General features: G+C 46.5%; 19 protein-coding genes. 10 read left to right on the forward strand and 9 right to left on the reverse strand.

The window, feature by feature from the left end:
* Positions 1–39 precede the first annotated feature (39 nt).
* Entirely contained in the window at positions 40–1383 is a 1344-nt protein-coding gene (locus KJB35_RS13390; RefSeq protein WP_206949456.1) for an OmpP1/FadL family transporter, read from the reverse strand.
* Between the two features lie 772 nt (positions 1384–2155).
* On the opposite strand from KJB35_RS13390, the gene KJB35_RS13395 reads away from it, so the two are divergent.
* The 3 genes from KJB35_RS13395 to KJB35_RS13405 are packed head-to-tail and all read left to right on the forward strand — an operon-like array spanning position 2156 to position 6688.
* The gene (locus KJB35_RS13395) at positions 2156–3331 is read left to right on the forward strand and encodes an efflux RND transporter periplasmic adaptor subunit (protein WP_285358517.1); all 1176 of its coding nucleotides are present in this window, start codon (positions 2156–2158) and stop codon (positions 3329–3331) included.
* Position 3332: 1 nt separating this feature from the next.
* On the forward strand, positions 3333–5297 hold the full coding sequence (locus tag KJB35_RS13400) for a MacB family efflux pump subunit (protein WP_206949455.1): 1965 nt from the start codon (positions 3333–3335) through the stop codon (positions 5295–5297).
* Positions 5298–5311: 14 nt separating this feature from the next.
* Positions 5312–6688: an efflux transporter outer membrane subunit gene (locus KJB35_RS13405; RefSeq protein WP_213907737.1), complete on the forward strand. Its 1377-nt coding sequence runs from the start codon at positions 5312–5314 to the stop codon at positions 6686–6688.
* 98 nt (positions 6689–6786) lie between these two features.
* On the opposite strand, the gene KJB35_RS13410 is transcribed toward KJB35_RS13405, so the two are convergent.
* Positions 6787–7329, reverse strand: a complete 543-nt coding sequence (locus KJB35_RS13410) for a carboxymuconolactone decarboxylase family protein (protein ID WP_005374097.1) — start codon at positions 7327–7329, stop codon at positions 6787–6789.
* Positions 7330–7440: 111 nt separating this feature from the next.
* Here KJB35_RS13410 and KJB35_RS13415 point away from each other — a divergent pair, with 111 nt between their 5' ends.
* Positions 7441–8040: a TetR/AcrR family transcriptional regulator gene (locus KJB35_RS13415; RefSeq protein ID WP_005374096.1), complete on the forward strand. Its 600-nt coding sequence runs from the start codon at positions 7441–7443 to the stop codon at positions 8038–8040.
* Positions 8041–8195: 155 nt separating this feature from the next.
* Here KJB35_RS13415 and KJB35_RS13420 read toward each other — a convergent pair whose 3' ends face one another.
* Positions 8196–9452 carry an SGNH/GDSL hydrolase family protein gene (locus KJB35_RS13420; protein ID WP_115386464.1) on the reverse strand — a complete coding sequence of 419 codons (1257 nt, stop codon included), beginning with the start codon at positions 9450–9452 and terminating at the stop codon, positions 8196–8198.
* 466 nt (positions 9453–9918) lie between these two features.
* Between KJB35_RS13420 and KJB35_RS13425 the strand changes: the two genes are divergently transcribed.
* Positions 9919–11949, forward strand: a complete 2031-nt coding sequence (locus tag KJB35_RS13425; RefSeq protein WP_206949453.1) for a S8 family serine peptidase — start codon at positions 9919–9921, stop codon at positions 11947–11949.
* 9 nt (positions 11950–11958) lie between these two features.
* A complete protein-coding gene (locus tag KJB35_RS13430; protein ID WP_005384348.1) occupies positions 11959–12321 on the forward strand; it encodes a hypothetical protein in 363 nt (120 codons plus the stop codon).
* Between the two features lie 218 nt (positions 12322–12539).
* On the opposite strand, the gene KJB35_RS13435 is transcribed toward KJB35_RS13430, so the two are convergent.
* The 3 genes from KJB35_RS13435 to KJB35_RS13445 are packed head-to-tail and all read right to left on the reverse strand — an operon-like array spanning position 12540 to position 14596.
* A complete protein-coding gene (locus KJB35_RS13435) occupies positions 12540–13796 on the reverse strand; it encodes a PTS ascorbate transporter subunit IIC (protein WP_213907739.1) in 1257 nt (418 codons plus the stop codon).
* Between the two features lie 9 nt (positions 13797–13805).
* Entirely contained in the window at positions 13806–14093 is a 288-nt protein-coding gene (locus tag KJB35_RS13440) for a PTS sugar transporter subunit IIB (protein WP_005374080.1), read from the reverse strand.
* 59 nt (positions 14094–14152) lie between these two features.
* The gene (locus KJB35_RS13445) at positions 14153–14596 is read right to left on the reverse strand and encodes a PTS sugar transporter subunit IIA (RefSeq protein WP_005384357.1); all 444 of its coding nucleotides are present in this window, start codon (positions 14594–14596) and stop codon (positions 14153–14155) included.
* Between the two features lie 248 nt (positions 14597–14844).
* Here KJB35_RS13445 and KJB35_RS13450 point away from each other — a divergent pair, with 248 nt between their 5' ends.
* Positions 14845–15873: a LacI family DNA-binding transcriptional regulator gene (locus KJB35_RS13450; RefSeq protein ID WP_005442357.1), complete on the forward strand. Its 1029-nt coding sequence runs from the start codon at positions 14845–14847 to the stop codon at positions 15871–15873.
* A gap of 86 nt (positions 15874–15959) precedes the next feature.
* Here the strand turns inward: KJB35_RS13450 and phnX are convergent, their stop codons facing one another.
* The 3 genes from phnX to phnW all read right to left on the reverse strand — a co-directional run bounded on the left by phnX (position 15960) and on the right by phnW (position 19374).
* Positions 15960–16775 (reverse strand): phosphonoacetaldehyde hydrolase, encoded by an 816-nt coding sequence (phnX, locus tag KJB35_RS13455; protein ID WP_054579224.1) that lies wholly within the window; start codon positions 16773–16775, stop codon positions 15960–15962.
* A gap of 89 nt (positions 16776–16864) precedes the next feature.
* Entirely contained in the window at positions 16865–18244 is a 1380-nt protein-coding gene (locus KJB35_RS13460; RefSeq protein WP_065275120.1) for an aspartate aminotransferase family protein, read from the reverse strand.
* A 26-nt stretch (positions 18245–18270) separates the two neighbouring features.
* Entirely contained in the window at positions 18271–19374 is a 1104-nt protein-coding gene (gene phnW, locus KJB35_RS13465; RefSeq protein ID WP_005432490.1) for a 2-aminoethylphosphonate--pyruvate transaminase, read from the reverse strand.
* 266 nt (positions 19375–19640) lie between these two features.
* Between phnW and KJB35_RS13470 the strand changes: the two genes are divergently transcribed.
* The 3 genes from KJB35_RS13470 to KJB35_RS13480 all read left to right on the forward strand — a co-directional run bounded on the left by KJB35_RS13470 (position 19641) and on the right by KJB35_RS13480 (position 23760).
* On the forward strand, positions 19641–20651 hold the full coding sequence (locus KJB35_RS13470; RefSeq protein WP_136976315.1) for a putative 2-aminoethylphosphonate ABC transporter substrate-binding protein: 1011 nt from the start codon (positions 19641–19643) through the stop codon (positions 20649–20651).
* A gap of 269 nt (positions 20652–20920) precedes the next feature.
* Positions 20921–22027 (forward strand): putative 2-aminoethylphosphonate ABC transporter ATP-binding protein, encoded by a 1107-nt coding sequence (locus tag KJB35_RS13475; protein ID WP_009705055.1) that lies wholly within the window; start codon positions 20921–20923, stop codon positions 22025–22027.
* A gap of 8 nt (positions 22028–22035) precedes the next feature.
* Entirely contained in the window at positions 22036–23760 is a 1725-nt protein-coding gene (locus KJB35_RS13480; protein WP_042523354.1) for a putative 2-aminoethylphosphonate ABC transporter permease subunit, read from the forward strand.
* Positions 23761–23765: the final 5 nt, after the last annotated feature.

Below are 23765 nucleotides of genomic sequence, written 5' to 3' on the forward strand. Positions count from 1 at the left end.
CAAGGCAATGACCTAGAGGTTTGATCACTGCCTGACGAATTAGAAACGGTGGCTGAGTTGGGCACCAATTAGGAACGCATTTGAATGGGTAACGCCCGTCACCATCGGTGCAGGAACACCTTCATACGCGTACTCTTCTACGTTGACATCTTCACCAATCAAGTACGTCATGCCGATGTCAACCGTGGTATCTGATGACCATTGGTAAGAGGCCCCCGCAGATAACCAGTGACGGTTCGAATCTGGGATAGAAAGCGAAGTCAGCTCATCGACAGGTGTTTTGTCGAACATGTAACCCGTGCGTAGTGTCCAACGTTCATTGGCGTACCAAGTCGCACCGATGGAGTAGTGCGCGGAGTCTTGCCACTGAAAATCTTTTAGCAACTGATCATCAGCTTTCAAGCTGTCAAATGCTGACCAACCAATCCACTGCACAGAATAGTGCAGGGCAAATTTAGGTAAGACGCGGTGATAACCGGAAAACTCCGCAATATCCGGTAGCGGCATAGCAAGCGAGTCGTACGATTCGCCAGCAAAGTGGATGTCACCCTTGGCATCAATGTTAGGGCTGTGCTTGTAGCTTAAACCTAAGCGATGACGTTCGTTAAACTCGTACATCATGCCAATGTTCGCGCCAAGCCCAATGCCGCCAGCTTCCACATCAAGTGCGTTGCCTTTTACGGATCCACAGCGTTGTTCTAGTTCGTTTCCAAGTATGTTCCCACCAACGCAAACACCCACGTCCATATCGCGGTACAGCTCACCAGAGCCGTAAATCACATCAATACCACCACCGATACTAAAACGATCGTTCACCTTGTATGCCAAGCTTGCGCCAAGGTTGACACTCGCTACGCTGGTGACACCGCCAAAAACAGGTGCGCCATAGTTTGGTTTAAACTCCATGTCGGTTCCGAAGTTGGAATATGCCGATAAGCCTAGATACCAGTCGTCGTTGATAGGGTGAATAAAGTAAAAATTGGGTACAACGGCTGGTTGACCAACGCCATCGACGTCATCAATGTCGGTCACGGTTTGAGAGAAGGACGGGGTAATGTCAGCTTGAGGGGACGGAGGAAAACCACCCATACCAACATTGACATCCGCATTAATGTTAGCTCGATGATATTGCGCATTTTTAACGGTAACGTCAGGTTTGACGTAAGTGACACCGAACGATAAGGCATTTTGTTTAAACAGCGTCATCGCTGCGGCGTTACGGCTGACTACAGACGCATTATCACCAATGACGGCATCACCAGCAAAAGCACGACCAAGACCCGTCGCCGAATGTTCGTTAATTTGAAAACCACCGGCATACGCCGTCGAGTAGGCTAACCCGATTAATAAATAAATCGGTGAAAGAGTTAATTGTCGCTGCATGTTTTTCTCATGAATTAATTAGAATTTGTATTGCAACGAAAATCAGTAAAATAAACAAATCTGACCAGTGCATTTAGGAGTAAAATTAACAGTGTGCTGACAATAAGTAAATTTAACTTAATAAATATTTATTGTTGAATTTATTAATGCTTCATGGCGTGAATATAGTGGTTATTTTACGTGTAAATTAAATCCTGAACCTCTATTTTTATTTTTGCGGTATTACTTCTCTATTTTTATTGTGCTGACTGTTCCCTAACAAATAGAGGGAAATCCAGCGATAAAGTGTCCGTGATGGAAACTCTGAGTCATTTGTATTTCCATTGCATCCCAACGTTGGTAGTTCGAATCAGCAAGAGAACTATCGTTTTAAACCCACATGACACACTCCTCTCGGTCTTACCTGTGTTATGTGGGTATTTTTTATTTAACTTGCCACTTAACTCCTCTTGAAATTCAATAATTAAAAATGGCCATAATGAAATTTTAATGGATTGTATATTTAATAAGTTAAGATTTTTACTGGTTTGTTGGTATTTAAAAGTTTTGTTTATAATACTTATAACTTGAATTTCTATATTAAAAATGGTCTTTGCTATACGTATTGAATAATAAAGTTTTGAAGTGACTATAATATCTCTGATTTTTCACGTTAGTGAAGTTATTCATTCAGTTTCTTGACGTTAATTTACCTATCTTTACGTCTCGTACCCTGTACGGCTAAGACAAATAGCAGTATAAAATCAAAACGATTATTTACTTCACTCCTGCTATGAAACTCAATAAAAAATGGCTCGTTTTGTGTGGCTTACTTGCTATTGGTGCTGGTGGTTATCATTATCTGCAACGTCCAGAACCCATTTCTCCTTACGCGACAGAAGTCGTTCGTAAAGGCAATATCGAAAAGGCGGTATTAGCTAACGGCATGTTGCAAGCGTCCAAATTGGTGAATGTAGGTGCGCAAGTATCTGGGCAAATTCAACGCCTCGCTGTGAACTTAGGGGATGAGATAAAACAGGGGGACTTGATTGCACAGATTGACAGCCTGACTCAGCAAAACAGCCTCAAAGAAGCCCAAGCGTCTCTTAATAGTCTCAACGCTCAGTACCAGGCTAAGCAAGCGCAGATTAAACAAGCAAACTATGAATACGTGCGCCAAAAAGGCATGTTGGCAGCGAAAGCGAGCTCACGAGCTGATTACGAGAATGCCGAAGCGACGCTCGCCATCTACAAAGTCGAGTTAGCGCAACTGGATGCCGAAATCGAGAAAGCCAAAATCAACGTCGACAATGCGCAGTTAGATCTCGGTTACACCACCATCAACGCACCGATGGATGGCACGGTGGTCTACACCGCGGTGGAAGAAGGACAAACCGTAAACGCCAATCAAACCACGCCAACTATTATCGAGTTAGCCAAGTTAGATACTATGACGGTGAAAGCTGAAATTTCGGAAGCCGATGTGATTTTTGTTCACCCAGGCCAAACGGCGCTGTTCACCATTTTAGGCAAACCGAATCAGCAGTTTAAAGGTACATTGCGCGCGATTGAGCCGGGGCCAACCATCATGGATGGCGATGATAGCGATCTGAGCATTTCAGATAGCGACGCCATTTACTACAACGCTGTATTTGATGTGAAGAACCCGCAAGGTATTTTGCGCATCGGCATGACTGCGCAAGTTTCGATTATCCTTGAGCAATCGGAAAATACCTTGATTGTCCCTTCACAAGTGCTGCAAAAATCTGGCGGCAAAGGCAACTATACCGTGCCAGTGCTTGAACAGGGCCAAGTGGTGCAAAAGCCCGTGACAGTGGGTATTAACAACAAAGTGAACGCAGAAATTCTCTCAGGTTTGAAGGAGGGCGACCAAGTTGTTCTTGGCAATGCTATGGATGGAGAATCATCAAGCCGAGGTGATCGTCGTCGACCTCCAATGAGGTTCTAAGATGAGTGACGTGCTTTTAAAAGTTGAGGATTTAACTCGACGATTTGTCTCTGGCGACGAGTCGCTTACCGTGTTGAACCACATTAATTTAGAGATAAAACGCGGTGAAATGGTCGCGATCGTGGGGGCTTCGGGCTCAGGTAAATCGACGCTGATGAATGTGCTCGGCTGCTTGGATAAACCGTCCAGTGGTCGATACTTCATTAATGGGCAAGATGTCTCGACGTTGGAATCCGACCAACTGGCGGAACTGCGCCGCGAGTATTTTGGCTTTATATTTCAGCGTTACCATCTGCTGGGGGATTTAACCGCGGTGGCAAATGTGGAAGTACCAGCGGTTTACGCGGGAGTTCCTCATCGTCAAAGAACGGAGCGAGCGCAGTCACTATTGGCTCGCTTGGGGCTGGAAGATCGTTTGACTCACAAGCCCAGCCAACTGAGTGGTGGCCAGCAACAGCGCGTGAGTGTTGCTCGTGCACTGATGAACGGTGGTGAGGTGATTCTCGCCGATGAGCCCACTGGCGCATTAGACAGTCACAGTGGGCAAGAGATGATGGCACTGCTTAAAGAATTGCATCAACTTGGGCATACGATCATCTTAGTGACTCATGATATGAACGTGGCGAACTTTGCGGATCGCATCATTGAAATCAAAGATGGTGAAATCATTGCAGATACGCCAAATGCACAAGTTGTAATCAATGAGCAAGCAGCAAAGACACCGAGCGCGTCTTTTCATCGCCCAGCGCAAGCCGCCAGTAAGTGGTGGAAGTGGGACAGTTTTATTGACGCGCTCAAAATGGCGCTGCTGGCGATGTCTAGCCACAGAATGCGCACGTTTTTGACCATGCTCGGCATCATTATTGGTATAGCCTCGGTGGTTTCCGTGGTGGCACTAGGTAATGGTTCACAACAGCAAATTTTGTCGAATATTTCATCCATGGGAACAAACACCATTGATGTCAGGCCGGGCAAAGGGTTTGGTGACCGCCGCTCCGGACGAGTGAAAACGCTAACCGCCGGCGATGCCAAATCGTTGGAGAGTCTACCTTTTGTCGACAGTGTCACGCCGTCTTTATCCAACAGCTTAACCGTGCGTTACGCCAATCAGGATGCAACTGCGTCTGTGGAAGGGGTTGGGGAAGATTATTTCCGTGTGCGCGGTTATGAGATCGCCAAAGGTCAGTTTTGGGATGAAGAGAGCGTGAACTCACTCGCCCAAGAAGCAGTGATTGATGACAACACCAGAAAGGAAATGTTTGCGGATAGAAATCCGATTGGTGAAGTGATTTTTCTTGGTTCATTGCCAGTGCGTATTGTGGGTGTCACGCAGAAAAAAGAAGACGCGTTTGGCAACAGCGACGCGCTGAAAATTTGGGTGCCATACACCACCATGTCTGGGCGCATGATGGGACAACGTTACCTCAACGGCATTACTGTACGGATTGATGAGAACGCCCCAAGCGCAGCGGTAGAACAGAGCATCATCAACTTGTTAAAAATGCGCCACGGTACAGAAGATTTCTTCACGATTAACACTGACACCATTCGTCAGAGCATCGAGAAAACCACCGCAACCATGACGTTACTGATCTCAGCGATTGCGGTGATCTCCCTAATTGTCGGGGGAATTGGCGTAATGAACATCATGTTGGTGTCGGTGACAGAGCGCACGAAAGAGATCGGTGTGCGAATGGCTGTGGGTGCGCGGCAAGCGGATATTTTGCGTCAGTTTTTGATTGAAGCGGTACTAGTGTGTTTGTGTGGTGGCATTGCTGGTATTGGCTTGGCGTTTTTGATTGGTTTTGCATTCAGTACGTCTGGTAGCAGCTTCCAAATGATTTACTCGATGAACTCGATCATCTGGGCGTTTATTTGCTCAACGTTGATTGGCATCGCCTTCGGCTTTTTACCCGCTCGCAATGCCGCCAAACTCGATCCGATAGAAGCGCTAGCGAGAGACTAAAAATGAGTAACACAATGAAATTCAAAACTCGATTGGTCGCGGCTGCCTTAAGCGCAGTGTGGTTGTCAGGTTGTGGTTCGCTTATGCGTAGCGACTATCAAGCTCCTGAGGTGCAAGTGCCTGCAAATTGGCAACAGATGCATGTTGCGGGTGATGTCAGTATGGATCCTTGGTGGTTGGCGTTTAACGACCCAACGCTTAATCAATACATTACTCAGGTGTTGGCTCAAAACAACGATTTGACGCTGGCAACGCTAACGCTAAAGAAAGCGCGTTTACAGCTGGGTTTAGCGCAAGATGACCTTTTCCCTACGTTGAGTTCTTCCACATCAGGACAAGTTCAAAAATCTCTTGATAGCGGGGAATCGGCAGATAGCTACAGCACCAACTTGTCCGTCAATTACGAGTTGGATTTGTGGGGAAAAACCTCGGCAGACGTTGACCAAGCTAAGTGGACGGCGATGGCAAGTCAACAAGATCGCGAGGCGACCGCACAAAGTTTGGTAGCAACGACGGCATCGCTATATTGGCAAATCGGCTATCTGCAACAGCGCTTACACCTCAGCCAGCGTAATGTGGTAGACGCAGCTCAAACGCTACAATTGATTAAAAAACAGTACCAACTTGGCGCTGTGGATCAGTTAGATGTGCTTGAAGCCAAACGTACGTTGGCAAGCTTACAAGCGCAGCAAAGTGAGTTTGAACAGAGTTTACTTGAGGTAAACAACGCCTTTGCGATTTTGTTCAATCAACCGCCGAAGAGCATCAGTGCAAACATCCAAATGCTGCCTGAAGGCGATATGCCATCGTTGAGTGTTGGTGCTCCGTCTGATTTATTGATCCGCAGACCCGACATTAAAGCAGCGATTTATGACGTCAAAGCCGCGCTAGCTAATAAAGACGCAGCAGATTTGGACTACTTGCCTAAGCTGACGCTCACTGGGGCTTTGGGGGGATCGTCACAAGCGCTCAAAGACCTGCTTTCCAACCCGATCGGCAGTTTAGGTGCGGATATGACGCTACCGTTTTTGCAGTGGAATGAGATGAAAAACAGCCAAGCCATTGCCGATTTAGACTATCAATCGGCCATTGTGAGCTATCGCCAAGTGTTGTACGCCGCATTCCAAGATGTCGAAAATGCCTTGTCAGCACGCGAAAAATTGAAGTATCAGGCGGCGCGTTTACAAGAGCAATATGATGCCGCAAGTGCCGCTGAGTCCATTTATGCTGCGCGGTATCAGTATGGCTCGACGTCGATTATGGACTATTTGAATGCACAAGAAGACACCAGAAACGCGCAAGCTTCTTTGTTGGAAAACCGCTACAACCAGTTTCTCACTCAGGTTACGCTTTACCAGTCTTTAGGGGGAACCGACGTTGCGCCGTTGTAATTAGGGGTCAGCACACACTAGCGAAGCGCCATGCAACAAAGCTTTTTTTTTGAAGGTATTACTGGTCCCATGAATGGGACCAGTAATAAAAGCTTAAGTTACTTGGCGAACTTCTTGAAAGGTGCATCAACCGGGGTGTCAGCTAGGTGATTGGTGTAGTTACTCATCACTTTTTGCGCTAGACCAAGAACAATTTCAAGCAGTTGCTGCTGTCCGTAACCCGCCGCAAAGAATTTCTCTATCTGAGACTCTTCAACTACACCACGTTGGCGCACCATTTGAAGCGTTGTCTCTCGTAGTGTTTCAAGTTTTTCGTCTGCCAATGGTGTTTGGTTGACGAGAGCATCGACAATCTCCTGATCCACTTTCATTGACGCCGCGATCGCACTATGAGCAGGAACGCAGTAGTGACAACCATGTTCAACGTTGATGGTTTGCCATACGACGGTCAATTCTTCTGCGTTAAATGATGTTTGTTGAAAGAGCTCATGCACAACTTGATAACCCTCAAGCAAGGTTGGCGCTTCAGCCATAACAGCATGAAGATTTGGTAGCATGCCAAACGCTTTGACTGAATTTTCAATCAGGTGCTTTGATCCTTCGGGTGCGTTTTCTGCGGTATACAGTTTAAATTCTGCCATGTTTAAATCTCCTGTAATTGGATATGAGCGGATTAGGCAAGAACAGGATAGTTGATTTTGAGCGGTCGCTCAATATAAAATTGAGCATATGTTCAAAATTGATAATTGCTCATGGCGAATACAAAGAAATTCCAACGTGATGAAGTGGTGAAAGCCGCCTCGGATCTATTCTGGAAGAAAGGTTTTCATGCAACATCTACACGTGATTTACAAGATAGCGTGAATCTGCGTCCTGGAAGTATTTATGCGACGTTTGGGTCAAAAGAGGGGCTATATTGTGAAGCGCTAAAAATGTACGTTGCGAACTTACAAGCCCTGTTTGAGTTGCATTTAGCTCAGAACACAACGGTTCTAGATGCAATAGAAGCTTTCGCGATTGATGTGGTTATCAATCAGCGAGACTCCAATCCCAGTGAAGTGTGCATGTTAGTCAAATCAGCAAGTGAATTTGCTGAGGATTTTAATGCGCTGCGCAATCAAACAAACAGCTTAGCAAACCAATTTGAATCTTTTCTTGCAAAGCTGTTTGAGCGAGCTATCGAGAATGGCGAAATTGAAGCTCAGGATACATTGCTTCTTGCTCAGTTGTTCCAGGTTCAGTTTACGGGTATACGAGCCTACTCATACCGTAGTGATGATGTAACCTTAAAGACGTTGATCTCTATTATGGTGGACAGCTTCCGCGGTAACGTACCAAAAACAGAAAGCTGAATGAGGCTGCTCAAAGTCAACGTCTCTAAATCAACGGCTTGAACTAAGCGAGCTCAAATAAACCCGTTATCGGGGTTCGATATCGATAAAAAATGACCACGAAGCATCGTGGTCATTTTTATGCAGATTAACTTGCAATGAACAACAACGGCTTATTAAAAGCGAAACTCTTCTAAGTTATTGCTGCTTTCTAACATTTTTTCAGCCACATAACGATGCGTTGCTGTGGTTGGGTGAGTCACATCCCAGAACACGAACTTATCTGCGCCAGATGCTGCACATTCAGAACGTAATGAGTGAGTGTACATGTAGTCAACAGAGGATGAACGGTTGATGTCTAAGCAAGGGTCGCTTGCATTTACGAAACCGTGTTCTGCTGGTGCCGAGGTTAACTTCTCAAACAGTGCGTGTGTATCAAACAATGCGATGTTGTAGCCTTGGGCTTTGTAGTACATCGCTTGTGCTTTGATGAACTCGTTCATTTTCAATACTTTCGCACGAATCGTTTCAATTTCTTCCTGTGTTGAGTATTTGAACTGTGGTGCTTTGGTTGCATCAGGCAGTGTCATCAACATGAAGTTCTTCGCGCCAGCGTCTGTTAAACGAATCAGAGCTTCAGCGTAATCCGCTTTTACTTCCGGCACGCTACGGTTGTAGTTCATGAAATCATTTAAACCAAACTCTAACGTAAACAATGTGTTAGCAGGGTTGTAGTTCTTCGCCAGCTTTGTGTAGGTTAAGTAAGAAGAAACTTGTTCGCCGACACCAGTTAGCGCGATGTATTGGTTTTCACCTGCTGCGCCACCAACTGCCCAGTTGTATAGCGGTAAGTTTTTGGCTTTAGCAACGTATTCCGTCCAAACAAAACCGTTTGAGAAGTGACCCAAGAACCAGCTATTCGGGTTAGGAAAGCGCCATTGGGACGCGTTAAAGATGTTGCCTGTATCAGACAAGCTATCGCCTAAAGCCACTACTTTGTTTATCTGATCTGGTTGCATTGCAGCATCATTGCTCCAGATCGTGTGGTTATAAGAATAACGATTGTCGGCAGCAAAAAATGTAATGTCTGCGTTCTCGTTCGCTAGATCTAGTGTTTCTTCACAACGCTGACGAATTACGTTTTGTGAGGTATTGGTGTAGAACATGTTTTTAAATGAAACAGAGCTCCACCAATAACCATCGATAGTGAAGTCACTACCATCTTGGTTTTTTGCCCATTTCCAATCGGTAGCCGCATCGTCCTTAGAGTGGCTCGTACGATACCAGCATCGAACGTACGTATAAGTTTGATTTTCTTGCGCGCTAACCACTTCAGCCGCAGAAACCATTGCCGGTGATAAAGTTGGCTCCTCTGCAATGGCGGAGGCAAGCGGAAGTAATGCAGTTAATAGTGTGATTGTTTTTTTCATCATTCACTCTTCTTGTAATGGTTATTGTTCCGAATGCGTGAATACGCTCGGCTATAACAGTATTTAGATGAGAATTTTTCTCACTAAACCTTCTAATTCTGAGTAAATGCTCAAGACAGTCAACAACTAAATATTCAATATTTCAGTTTTGGCACCACGGTCAAAAAATCCATTCAGCATAGCAATCGATTAAATGGGTGATATTTAGAATAATTACTCACTAACATTAATTTAACATTCACTTTTTGTTAATTAAGTAATTGCTTTATAAGGTTTTGTTGATGATTTTTAATGTTAACTTAAAGTGTTTATTGAATGATCTTTTGTACAAATTTGTATATTCATGAAACAAATTGTTTGGCATTTTTGCTCTGTAAACTATAGCTGAAGCTCTCATGCAAACATCATGATGATGACTTTTCATGAGAATATAGTGAATAAAAATTAGCTCAAATAAGGAATAGGGCAAATGCACTACACAACAAGTAAAAAACAAGGCTTATTTTCGTTGTCTGCCGTAGCAATAGCACTGACCACTTCGATGTCAGCGTTTGCGGCTCCACCAATGGGATTTGATGAATCTAAGTTACCGACGAAGTACATCGTCAAATTCAAAGAAGATGCGGTCAGCCGTTCTTCAATGGGTGGTAACTCATTCTGGGGGCCACGAATCGCGCAGGAGTCTGTTCTAGAACAGGTGAAGGCACGTAAGGTGGAAAAACTGGGTAATCGCGCCATTTACAGCGTTGAATTGGATGGCGATGACTTAGAGCCGCTTCGCAACCGTAGTGATGTGGAATACGTGGAAGTCGATCCACCTCGCTATTTGCTCAGCGAAACGACCCCATGGGGATATGAAGCGGTTAATGCTCAACTGCTAGCTGACTTCAATGCGGGTAATCGCACTGTATGTATTATCGATTCAGGGTACGACATTTCGCACAACGACCTAAGCGGTAACCGCGTTGCTGGTACTAACGATAGTGGTACGGGATCATGGAGTGATCCGGGTAACAACAATGCCCACGGTACTCACGTCGCGGGTACGATTGCTGCGATTGCCAACACCGAAGGTGTAAAGGGTGTGATGCCAAACCAGAATGTGAATTTGCACATCGTGAAAGTATTTAACGAATCGGGTTGGGGTTACTCATCTGGGCTTGTTAAAGCAATCCAGACCTGTGCCGATAATGGTGCTAACGTTGTGAACATGAGCCTTGGTGGTAGTCAATCAAGCCGAACTGAGCAAAATGCACTGCAAAATATTTACGATCAAGGCGTTCTATTGATCGCCGCTGCGGGTAATGATGGCAATACAGCGCACAGCTATCCAGCTTCTTATGACTCAGTGATGTCTGTTGCGGCCGTTGATAATCAAAATGATCATGCAGCGTTCTCACAATCTACTAGTCAAGTTGAGATCTCAGGCCCGGGTGTGGCGATCTTATCAACGGTTACGGTAGGTGAAGGTAAACTTTCTGATATTACCTTGAATGGTGTCAGTCAGTTTGATCGTGGGATTGTTCCTCACAATCGTTTGATCAATAACGGTTCTTCGTATGTTCCGGATCCAATCGCGGGTTCAGTAACGGCAACGCTAGATAGCTGTGATGTATCTGGCGGTAATGTTAACTGTGGTGATATGTCGGGCAAAATTTGTTTGACTGAGCGTATTGGCAACCAGTCTTCAGGAAACTACCCTGAAGTGGATGCGGTTCAGGCTTGTTACAATGCGGGTGCGCGAGCTGCAATCGTATACAGCAACTCTGAACTACCTGGTTTACAAAACCCATTCTTGGTAGACACAAACAACGCTTATCGTATGGTTTCGGTAACGGTTGATCGTGCATTTGGTCAAGAGCTATTGGGGTATGTTGGTCAGGAAATTACTGTTGCAACAACCTCTGGTGAAGATTACGAGTACTACAATGGTACATCAATGGCGACACCGCACGTAACGGGCGTAGCTGGCTTGGTGTGGAGTTACCACCCAACCTGTACAGCAGCGCAAGTACGTAATGCCCTAGTGAAAACTGCAACAGATATTGATGTTGCTGGTCGAGACAACCGTACTGGCCACGGCCTAGTTAATGCTGAAGCGGCGAAGCTGTTCTTGGACGCTGGCTGTAATGGACCTGATGGTGGTAGCTCTTCGGACTCTAGCTTCTCAAATACCAGCCCTGTTGCGATTCCAGATAATAAATCTTCTGGCGCAATCAGTGCAGTAGAAGTCGATCGCTCTGGTGATTCAGGCACAGTAAGTATTGACGTTGATATTAGCCACACTTATATCGGTGATCTACGAGTGACTTTAACGTCACCGACTGGTGGAGAAGTTGTACTTCACAATAATACCGGCGGCAGCGCTAACGATATAAAAAATACGTTCCAAGCGGATTTTTCTGGTTTTGAATCGCAAGGTACATGGGAACTAAAAGCGGTGGACAGTGCCAGAAGAGACACAGGCACCATCAACAGTTGGACTCTGACCTTTCAATAAGGAGTGGCTATGAAGAAGTTGACCTTACTTTCTTTGTCTGCGGTAGGCGCTACCGCACTATTGGCAATCGGACTGAGCTCAAGCAGCTTGGCAAACAATCAAGGATTTCCTCTCGTGGATGAACGCCAAGATCAAGCCGAGCAGCAACCTGCACGTTACTTTGTTAAGTATCATGAAGGAAAAGAGAGCGAAGTGAGAGCGCTTCTTCGTCAGCACAACATTGAAGTGGTCGATGCTCTGGTGAAACAACATGTGTTGATTGTGGTGGGTGAACAGGCGGAAGTCGATAAGCTCGCGGATCACGATGCGGTCGAATACACTGAGCAAGAGCCGACAAGAAAGCTGCTATCTAACGGAAATACGCTTCAATAAGCCAAACCTCCTTAAGATAGTGCCAAAAAGAAAAACGCCCCTCACGTGAGGGGCGTTTGTTTTCTTTCTACGATTGTTTTCTATGATTATTTTTTATGACTGGTTTCTTCTAAAGCCAGTCGTTTGCTATGACGAGATATTCTTGAAGATTGATGCAGATGAGCCTATTCGCGCATCAATCAAGTCAGTTATCAGCTAGTTATATTCAGACTAACTACTTAGCGAACAATCAGACCCAGTAGGATACCAACAGCGCCGAAGTCTGCGTCACTAAAGGTCGTGTTAGCAAAGCCTAGGTCACCCAGTACTGGCATTAGGAATACTGGTAGGAAGGTAATCAGTAGACCTTGTGCAAAAGCACCCAAGATTGCACCGCGACGACCACCTGTAGCGTTACCAAATACACCTGCCGCTGCACCTACAAAGAAGTGTGGAACGACACCAGGGATAATCACAGTAAGCCCCATCACGTAAAGTAGGAACATACCCAAAAGACCCGCCGCAAAGCTCGATAGGAAGCCAACCAATACTGCGTTTGGTGCGTATGGGAATACAACCGGACAATCAAGCGCAGGTTTCGCGTTTGGTACTAGTTTGTCTGAGATGCCTTTAAACGCCGGAACGATTTCTGCGATAACCATACGTACACCTTGAAGGATAACGTACACACCACCGGCGAATGTGATGGATTGCATCAGCGCGAACATGAACCAGTGCTTACCACTGCTAACTTCGCGTACAAAGTCACCGCCAGCAAAGATACACGTCACCATAAAGATGATGCCCATGGTGAACGAGATTGCTACAGGCGTATCACGTAGGAACAACAAGCTCTTAGGTACGTTCATCTCTTCAGTAGAGTGTTCTTTGTTACCGAACTTGCTGCCAATAAAGCCCGCTAGTACGTAAGAAAGGGTAGAGAAGTGACCAATCGCAACGTCGTCAGAACCTGTTACTTGCTTCATGTACTTGTGAGCAATCGCAGGGAAGAACACCATCACAGAGCCCACAACCAGAGAGCCAAGCGCGATCAGTGGAACACCTTTCATGCCGCTAGAAGCAAGGATCGCCGCTACCATCATCGACATAAATAGCGTGTGGTGACCTGTTAGGAAGATGAATTTCCATGGCGTGAAGCGAGCGATCAAGATGTTCACTAACATACCGAAGAACATGATCATCGCCATCTCTTTACCAAACGCTTCTTGCGCGATAGAGACGATAGCTTCGTTGTTTGGAACCACGCCAGTGATGCCGAACGCGTGTTGGAAAATCGTCGCAAAGTCACCCAGAGAAGTTACAACCAGACCCGCACCCGCGCCAAGCACGATGAAACCAAGAATGGTTTTTACCGTGCCTTTAATGCACTCGGTGACCGGTTTTTTCTGGGCAATTAAGCCGATTAGGGCGATAAGACCTACCAGAACCGCTGGCTCTGATAGGACATCGTTCATTAAGAAACTGAAAAATTCCATAACGCCACCTTATAGAGCGCCAAGCTCTTGAAGTGCTACAGATAGACGCTCTTTCATTGCCACTTTGTCGACCATGTTATCAAGCGCAACGATGCGTGGTTCAACGCCAAGTGCGTTCAACTGTTCAACGATGTCGTTAGTACCGATGAAGATGTCACAATCCGTACCTTTTGCAGAACCTAGATCGATATGATCCACTTCTGCGTTTACATTCAATTCTTTCACGATGCCTTTGATGCTCATTTCCATCATTAGGCTAGTACCAAGACCGTGACCGCAAACAACCATAATTTTCATAATTCAGACCTTTTCTTTTTATAGGGGTGTATGCCCATTTTTTAAGGGCACATCAGGAGTTAGTATTTTTCGATGATCGCGAGAACATCTTGTGTGTTTTGAGCGGTGCAGATGGCTTCTACATGCTCTTCATTCATAAACAACTCAGCCAGTTTAGAAATCGCATCCACGTGCGAGTTACTGTCTGTCGCGGCTAGCGTAACCAGCATTTTCACTGGGTCGTTACCTTCAGAATCGAAGTTCACGCCGTTTTGAATCACTGTGATGGCAAGAGACAAACGGTTAACGCCATCTTCAGGGCGAGCGTGTGGCATTGCCATACCAGGACCTACCACGTAGTAAGGACCGAGCTCTTCGTGTGAGCGGTAAATAGCGTCCACGTAGCTTGGCTCAATCGCGCCATTTTCAATCAGTGCTTCACAGGATTTACTCACCGCATCTTTCCAGTCAGTAGCATCAGAATGGATGCGAATCACATCAGAGGTAATCAGTTCACGTAGCATTGGATCTTTCCGGTTTGTTGTTTTGTTGATGGGTACTTTATCGATCAATTTGTCAGAAAAACCTGAGAATGATCACAAATGGTAGCGCTATCTGATAGCGCTATCATAAATTGTGATAGCGCTACCATTTTTATCAGTCATCCGAGTTTCATATGCTTGTGATCGACTTCTAATGCGCTAATATCAAAACCACTAAAACGCTGTGGTAAGATGTCGCGGCAGAAAATAGAGAACACTAAATAAAAACAATGAGCGAACCTCGCAAACGAAGAAGTACTGGCAATGTCACCTTGGCGGACGTCGCTAAAAAAGCCGGCGTAGGCACCATGACGGTGTCGAGAGCATTACGAACGCCCGAGCTAGTATCTGACAAGCTGAGAGAAAAGATTCAACAAGTGGTTGATGAGCTCGGCTATATCCCGAATAAAGCGGCAGGGGCTTTAGCGTCTGCTGAAAGTTACTCCATCGCTCTTATCATTCCTTCCCTGTTTGAAAAAGCGTGCGCGCTTTTCTTACCGAGCTTTCAACAAGCGTTGAACAAAGCGGGTTATCAGTTGCTGCTTGGCTACAGTGATTACTCGGTAGAGCAAGAAGAGAAACTGCTTTCGACATTTCTTGAGAGCCGCCCAGCGGGAGTGGTGTTGTTTGGTAATGAACACAGCCAGCGAACCAATCAGCTTTTGGAAGCCTCGAACACGCCAGTATTGGAAATTGCAGAGTTAAGTTCGAAAGCCAGTTATCTCAATATCGGCGTTGACCATTTTGAGGTGGGTAAAGCCTGTACCAAGCATGTGATTGAACAAGGCTTCAAGAACGTGGGCTTCATTGGTGCGCGTGGCGATCACTCCACTTTGCAACGTAAGCTACACGGCTGGCAAAGCGCGATGATTGAGAACTATCTTGCGCCGGATCATTTCTTAACCACGCACGAAGCACCATCTTCACAATTGGGTGCGGAAGGGTTGGCAAAGCTATTGCTGCGCGATTCAAGTTTGAATGCTTTGGTATGTAGCCATGAAGAGATTGCGATTGGCGCGTTGTTTGAGTGTCACCGCCGAGTGCTGAAAGTCCCGACCGACATTGCGATTATCTGTTTGGAAGGTTCTTCCATGGGTGAGCACGCCTATCCAAGTTTGACCTGTGCGGAATTCGACTACGAACGCATGGGGACGAAAGCTGCAGACAAGTTACTGCAAGCCATTAAAGGTGAGCCTGTAGAGCATGCAACGGATATGGGCTTTAAGCTAAAACGCCGAGCGAGTACTGCGATCAACTAACCTCATTTGGTTAGAAACTAATACGTGATACAAAAAACCTCTCGATGTTGAGAGGTTTTTTTATGCGTGAGAATAGTGACTGTCGGCTAAGGACGCTCACCTGCTGCTAGGCGACGTTCGATATCTGCAACCACTTCTGGGAAGTCAGCAATGGTGTCAATTAGGTAATGCGGCGAGCTCTTGAGCAATTTTGCACGTGCTTTTTCACGAGCAGCATTAAGTGTTGCTCCGTCCGCAGCTTGGTATTCTTCAAACGTTAGACCTGCTTCGTTACCAGAAAGCAGCAAGCCAACGGTCCACATACCGGCGTTGTGACCTTCGTCGATACCCGGTGCGGCGTCATCCACTTTGATACACGCATTAACGTCGGTAACATTCAGCTCAATCACGTTTTTCAGTGCCATAAATGGTGCAGGGCGACCACCTTGCGGTAGGTCATCCGTTGCTACTACGTAATCTGGCTTGTAACCGTAATCCGCTGCAACAGGAATCAGTACATCCATCACTTCGCGAGGGTAACCAGAACAAGAACCGATCTTGATGCCTTTGTCTTTCAGACTGTTCACAACTTCAATCGCATTTAAGATAGGCTCTGCATGGTCAGCCACTTTTGCTTTTTGCAGAGGCATAAATGCTGCGTAGATAGCGTCGATGTCTTCGCTGGTCATTGAGCGACCAAACTTCTCATTCCAACGCTTATCAACCGCAGGGATGCGACCCACTGCTTGGATGTGCTCCCACTTACCAAGACCCATTGGTTCGCGCGCTTCTTCAAGGTCGATTTCAAAATTAAAGCCTTGTTTGAATGCTTCCACAAAGATGCTGGTTGGCGCAAAAGAGCCGAAATCGACGATAGTGCCAGCCCAGTCAAAGATCACTGCTTGAATTGGTGAGTTGCTCATGTTCAATCCTTTTTCTTGTTTGCCAGAGCGCTGCCTACACATTGGAACCGCGCTCTGAATCAATTGGTGTTTGTTGAGGTCTATTGACCCTAGAAGTAGTTAAAGTCTTTGCACACTTTGGCGATCGCTTCTTCGAAAATTGCCAACGCTTCTGTCAGCTGTTCGTGAGTGATGATCAGCGGTGGGCTGAGTTGAATCACGTTACCTTGCGATACCTTGAAGCTCACTCCGTTGTTGAGGCATTGGTACAGCACAGCTTCCGCTTCGTCATACGCGCGTGCTTTGCTTTCGTGGTCGGTGACCAGTTCAATGCCCCATAACATGCCGATGCCACGCACATCACCAATCACTGGGTATTTGGCTTTCATCTCTAGCAGCTTTTCACGCATGAACTGGCTGTCGGCTTTGGCTTTATTTAGCAAGCCGTCTTGTTCAATGGCTTCCATGGTTGCCAGTGCTGCAACACAACCGATAGGGCTTTTCTCATGAGTGTAATGACCCATGGAGATTTGCTCGGCGGTGTTGTATTTGTCTTTGGTGACCATGGCTGCGATAGGCACTAAGCCACCACCCAAGCCTTTACCGATGCACAGCATATCTGGCTCGATGTCGTAGGCTTGGTAGGTAAACCATTCACCGCTGCGACCCATACCGTTAGGGATGTCGTCGATGATCAGCATGACATTGTGTTTGTCACAGATTTCACGGATGCGTTTCCAGTAGGCTTTGCTCGGCACTTGAACATCCGTGTTGCGAACCGCTTCTGCGATAAATGCGCCCACGCCGCCTTCTTTCTCAATCACGTATTCGAGGTAATCGGCGTAATGCACGTCGCTGCCGTCCTCTACTGGGAAAGCGCCTCGGTAAGACACGGCTGGTGGAATGCGCTCAACACCTGCCATTAATGGTCCCATACCTTGGCGGAAACACGCTTCGCCACCTACTGAGATGGCATCCAATGATGCGCCGTGGAAGGAATCCCACAGCGACACCACCTTGTAATTGCCCGTGATGTGGCGTGCTAATTTAAGAGCCATACCAACCGCAGATGTGCCACCCGGAGCAAACAGCACGCGGTTCAATTCGCCGCCACAGATTTGGGTGAGTTTTTCGGCACATTCAATCGCAGTTTCATTGGTAAAACGACGTGGTGAAAACGGCAGTTTGGCAATTTGCTCTTGCACACGTTTAATCACATGCGGATGACCGTAGCCCAGCTGATGGACGTTATTGCCATGGAAGTCCATGTACTTTTTGCCGGTGGCATCTTGGATGTAGATGCCTTCTGCTGCTTCCAAGGTATCTAAGCAAGGCGTCGACATGGCTTGATGAAGAAAGACTTCCGAGTCACGCTTCAATAATGCTTGCGTGCGTTCGTCGTCCATCGATGCATTCCAAGTTTGGCGCGCTGGTGTCGTGTTGACATCACCTTCGCTGCGGAAATGAGTCGGTTTGATATTCTGAGTCATAACGCTCTCTCAATCAGAAGGCTGCTTTACGCAACTTGCCAGTACATTGCTTTTTCAATTGCACCGATTAAGCGCTCGATATCTGCTGGGTAAACTTCGCCAATGTTGCCGATGCGGAAGCAATCTGCGTTCGATACTTTACCCGGATAAATTACGAAGCCTTGCTCTTTCAAACGCGTGTAGAACGCTTTGAACTGGTAATCACTGTGCGTCGGAGAGTAGAAAGAAGTGATGATTGGCGAGTGAAGGTCATCACTCAGTAGTGGCTCAAACCCCAAAGAACGCATACCTGCAACCAGTGTTTTCTGGTTAGTTTGGTAACGGTTATGACGAGCTTCAATGCCGCCTTCTTGTTCCAGCTCTAACAAGGCTTGGTAGAAAGCGCGAACCGTGTGCGTTGGAGACGTGAAACGCCATTTACCGTGGTTCACTTCCATGCAGTGCCACTGGTCGTAAAGATCAAGGCTCAAAGAACGTGCCTGACCTTGGCACTTTTCTAGCTCAGTTTGTTTCGCAATCACAAAGCCAAAGCCCGGCACGCCTTGAATACATTTGTTTGCAGAGCTGATCATAAAATCGATGCCTAGCTCAGCGATATCGATAGGAATGCCACCAAAGCTCGACATGGCATCGAGAATCACCACTTTACCGTGCGCTTTTGCAGCAGAAGCAAACGCCTCAATTGGGTTAAGCATGCCAGTGGTTGTCTCACAGTGAACAATTGCAACGTGGGTAATAGCTGGATCCGATGCCAATGCAGTTTCCACCTCGTTCAAGTGTGGCTGTGATGTTTCGCCTGGGGAAACTACATGGCATGGAATATTTAGGTAATCAGCGATCTGAGCGATACGCGCACCGTAAGCGCCGTTGTCGACAACCAACAATTTTCCATCTTTGCCAATGGCACTGCCAATCGTTGCTTCTACTGATGCGGTGCCGCTACCTTGCATTAGTACGCTGGTGTAGCCGTCTTGCTCCGTCGCCAGTTTTACAAGCTTAGTGCGGATCACTTCTACAATGTCTTTGTTGTATTCATCATCCCAAGTACACCAGTCTTTTAGCATGGCTTCACGTACTGTTTCAGAAGTAGATAGAGGACCTGGAGTCAGTAGTAGGTATTCGTTTTTCATCTCGATTTCCATTAGAATAGGCTAATTGGTCTACACCAAGTTTCGAGTTAACTCTAGCGAGGAAGAAAAGGGCAGTAAATAGGCGAATGTCCAATTTCATAAAACTTTAATATCCAGAAAATGGCGGATCAATTGAACGATTATTCATCGCAAATTTTCGTAAAACTGCCATTTAATGGTCATGATTTCGTCACAAAGGCTCAGTAGGGTGTATATCGTCAACTGGTACAGACCAAATTAAAACTTGGCCAAATTAACTGGAGAAAATGATGAAAAACCGTTTGATGAAAGGATCGCTGGCTGCACTTGTCTCTCTGCTAGCTACGAATGCAATGGCAGCACAGGAAGTCACGGTTTACACCGCTTTCGAAACTGACATTCTTGCTAAATACAAGTCTGCGTTTGAGAAAGATAACCCAGATATCAAGATTAAGTGGGTTCGCGATTCCACCGGTATCATGACGGCGAAATTGCTGGCCGAAAAGAATAACCCTCAAGCGGAAGTGGTTTGGGGTCTTGCTGGCTCGTCAATGGCACTGCTTAAAGATGAAGGTCTTCTTAAGCCTTACACACCAAAAGGTTTGGAAGAGCTGCACGCGAACCTAAACGACCCTCAATCAAACCAAGCTTGGTTCGGTAACGATGCGTTCTTTAACGCAGTTTGTTTCAACGAAGCGGTTGCGAAACAACTTAACCTACCGAAACCAACGTCTTGGGAAGACCTAACAAAGCCGGTTTACAAAGGTCACATTGCAATGCCGAACCCAGCGTCTTCAGGTACTGGCTACATGCAGGTTTCTGCTTGGCTACAAAACATGGGTGAAGATCAGGCATGGAATTACATGCGTGACTTAGACAAGAACATTGCACACTACACGCACTCTGGCTCTAAGCCATGTGTTCAAGCGGGCATGGGTGAAGTGGCTATCGGTATCTCGATGGCAAGCCGCGGCGCGAAGCTGAAAACACAAGGCGCACCACTAGCGGTTATCACACCAAAAGGTATCGGCTGGGAATCAGAAGCTGTTGGTCTAGTAAAAGAGTCGAATGCAGCGAAGCGTGTTGTCGACTGGTCAATCTCTAAAGCAGCAAACGAGCTTTACGTAGAAATGTACCCAGTGGTTGCACATAAAGAAGTGAAGGCGACCGTATCTAACTTCCCGAACGTTCAAGAGAACATGGCGAAGATGGACTTCGCGCAAATGGGCAGCAAGCGTGCAGAGATTCTAGCGGCATGGTCTGAGAAGTTTGACGCGAAATCAGAGCCAAAATCTTAATTGAATTTGCTTTGAGTTGAATACTGAAATCCACCTCGGTTGAGGTGGATTTTTTGTTTTCTCTGTTATTTCAGAGTTTGCTGAAAGTAGATTCCTAGTCTCACCTAGGTTCGCTGGAATGACGGACTTAAGAAAGTCGGGAATCTCTAATTACCACTTAAACAAACCTTATCTCCCTTCATCTATTTGTCATCTTCTGGCTATAAATTTGTCATTGGAACGTAACACTCCAAAATTAAAGTTGGTATATACCATTTGGAGCGTGTGCTATGTCAACTAACCAACATTACCTAAATATTGAAAATGTAGTGAAGCAATTCGGACAGTTCACTGCATTAAAGAAAATCTCGCTAGCGATTGAAAAGGGCGAGTTTGTTTGTTTTCTTGGTCCTTCTGGCTGCGGTAAAACCACTCTATTACGTGCCATTGCAGGTTTAGACTTGCCAACGTCTGGTGCGATTTTTCAAAACGGTCAAGAGACCACATTCCTACCACCAGAGAAGCGCGATTTCGGCATCGTATTCCAATCTTACGCGCTGTTTCCGAACCTAACTGTGCAAGAGAACATTGCGGTGGGTTTGAAGAACCAAGGTATGTCGACCAAAGAAGCGTTAGAGAAAGTAGATTACTGGCTAGAAACCATTGGTCTTCCAACCTCTGGCGAGAAATTCCCTAACCAACTTTCTGGTGGTCAGCAGCAGCGTGTTGCTTTGGCTCGTGCATTGGCGCTATCTCCGGGTCTACTGCTACTTGATGAGCCGCTGTCAGCGCTGGATGCAAAAGTACGTGTTCACTTACGTGATGAGATTTGCAAGCTGCAACGTAAGCTGGGCATCACCACCATCATGGTTACGCACGATCAGGACGAAGCATTGTCGATGGCGGATCGCATTGTGGTGATGAACCATGGCGTGATTGAGCAAGTCGGTACACCTCAAGAGATCTACCAACAACCAGCAACGCGCTTTGTTGCTGAGTTTGTCGGCAGCATGAACTTTATTGAAACCTCAGCCGCAACAGACTCCCAAGTACGGATTGCCGAAACCCTGATGCCAGCGCCAAGCTTGACCAATCGTAAGATCCAACGTGGTGACCGCTTCGACCTTGCGGTGCGTCCTGAAAGTATCAAGTTCGTTGAAAACTACACCAACTCTTTACCTGTGCGAGTTACCGCAACCGAGTTTTTGGGGGCGTTTTTCCGCATTGATTGCGTATTGCAAAACGACAGCTCAACGAAAACCATCGTCGTGGATGTGCCTGTGGAAACGGTTCAAAAACTCAATATCAAAGCGGGCGATGTACGTTACATCCAGTTTGCTGAAGAAGGGTTGCATGGTTACGCCGTGCCCTCGGTTGATAAAGCACTAGCGGCGTAGGTGTAAACATGGATGCGAAGACAATGACGATGAATAGCCTGACCACACAAGACAAAGCAAAATCCCTACTCGGACGTGTCAGCCGCGACAACCTTGTGTTGTTCGGTTTGCTCGCAGGCTTGTCGACCATGATGGTGCTGTTCATCTTAATGCCGCTTTGGGCAATGTTGACCAAGAGTGTGCAAAATGCCAATGGCGAATTTGTCGGTCTGGCAAACTTTGCGACGTACTTTTCTTCTTCAAGCTTGTGGGTGTCGGTGGGAAACACCTTCACTTTGGGCGTGATTGTGACCTCGGTAGTGGGTGTGCTTGCGTTCGGTTATGCCTACGCGCTGACTCGTTCATGTATGCCGCTTAAAGGTTTGTTCCAAATCCTAGGTACTGCGCCAATTCTTGCGCCTTCGCTGTTACCAGCGATCAGTTTGATCTTCCTTTTCGGTAATCAAGGCATTGCCAAAGAGATGCTGTTAGGAAACTCGATTTACGGCGTGATTGGTATCTCGATGGGTTTGATTTTCTGGACCTTCCCTCATGCATTGATGATTTTGACTACTTCGCTGCGCACTTCAGATGCCCGTTTGTATGAAGCTGCCCGCGCATTGAAAACATCGCCCATCAAAACCTTCTTTATGGTGACGCTACCTGCGGCGAAATACGGTTTGATCAGTACGCTTATCGTCGTCTTTACACTGGTTATCACAGACTTTGGTGTGCCGAAAGTGATTGGTGGCAGCTACAACGTTCTGGCGACTGACATCTTCAAGCAAGTCGTGGGGCAACAAAACTTTGCCATGGGGGCGGTGACCAGCATTATGTTGTTATTCCCTGCGGTAATGGCGTTCGGCGCAGACCGTTGGGTACAGAAAAAACAAAAGAGCTTATTCGACACTCGCTCGGTGCCTTATCAGCCAGAGCCTAACAAAGCGCGCGACAGCATTTGTTTGGTTTACTGCAGCATCATTTCTATCGCAGTGCTGGCGGTGCTTGGTATGGCGGTGTATGGCTCGTTAGTTACGTTCTGGCCTTGGAACAAAGCGCTGACGCTAAACAACTACAACTTTGCCGAAATGAGCACTTACGGTTGGAGCCCATTCTTCAACTCGCTAACGCTGGCAGGCTGGACGGCAGTGATCGGTACAGCCATTATCTTTGTCGGTGCTTACTGCATTGAGAAAGGGCGTGCGTTTGGTCCAATTCGTCAGGTGATGCAAATGCTTAGCGTGGTGCCAATGGCGGTTCCTGGTATGGTGCTTGGCTTGGGTTACATCTTTTACTTCAATGATGCGAACAATCCTCTGAACGTGCTTTATGGCACCATGGCATTCTTGGTGATTAACACGGTAGTGCATTATTACACGGTGGGTCACATGACCGCCCTGACAGCGCTAAAGCAGTTGCCATCGGAGATTGAAGCCACGGCGGCATCGGTGAAGCTTCCTCAATACAAGTTGTTCTTTAAAGTGACATTACCTGTGTGCTTACCTGCGATTTTGGACATTGCGACTTACTTGTTTGTTAATGCATTGACCACCACTTCTGCGGTAGTATTCCTTTACTCAACCGATACGATTCCGGCTTCGGTCTCGATTCTGAATATGGACGATGCAGGTCAAACTGGCGCTGCAGCAGCGATGGCGGTGATGATCATGATGGCTGCCGCAATTGCGAAGATTGTTCAGATGACTTTGGGTAAATTGTTAGAGAATCGCACACAAGCTTGGCGCAAAAGATAAGGACA

It is taken from the genome of Vibrio sp. D431a, assembly GCF_030248655.1.
Classification (GTDB): Bacteria; Pseudomonadota; Gammaproteobacteria; order Enterobacterales; family Vibrionaceae; genus Vibrio; species Vibrio alginolyticus.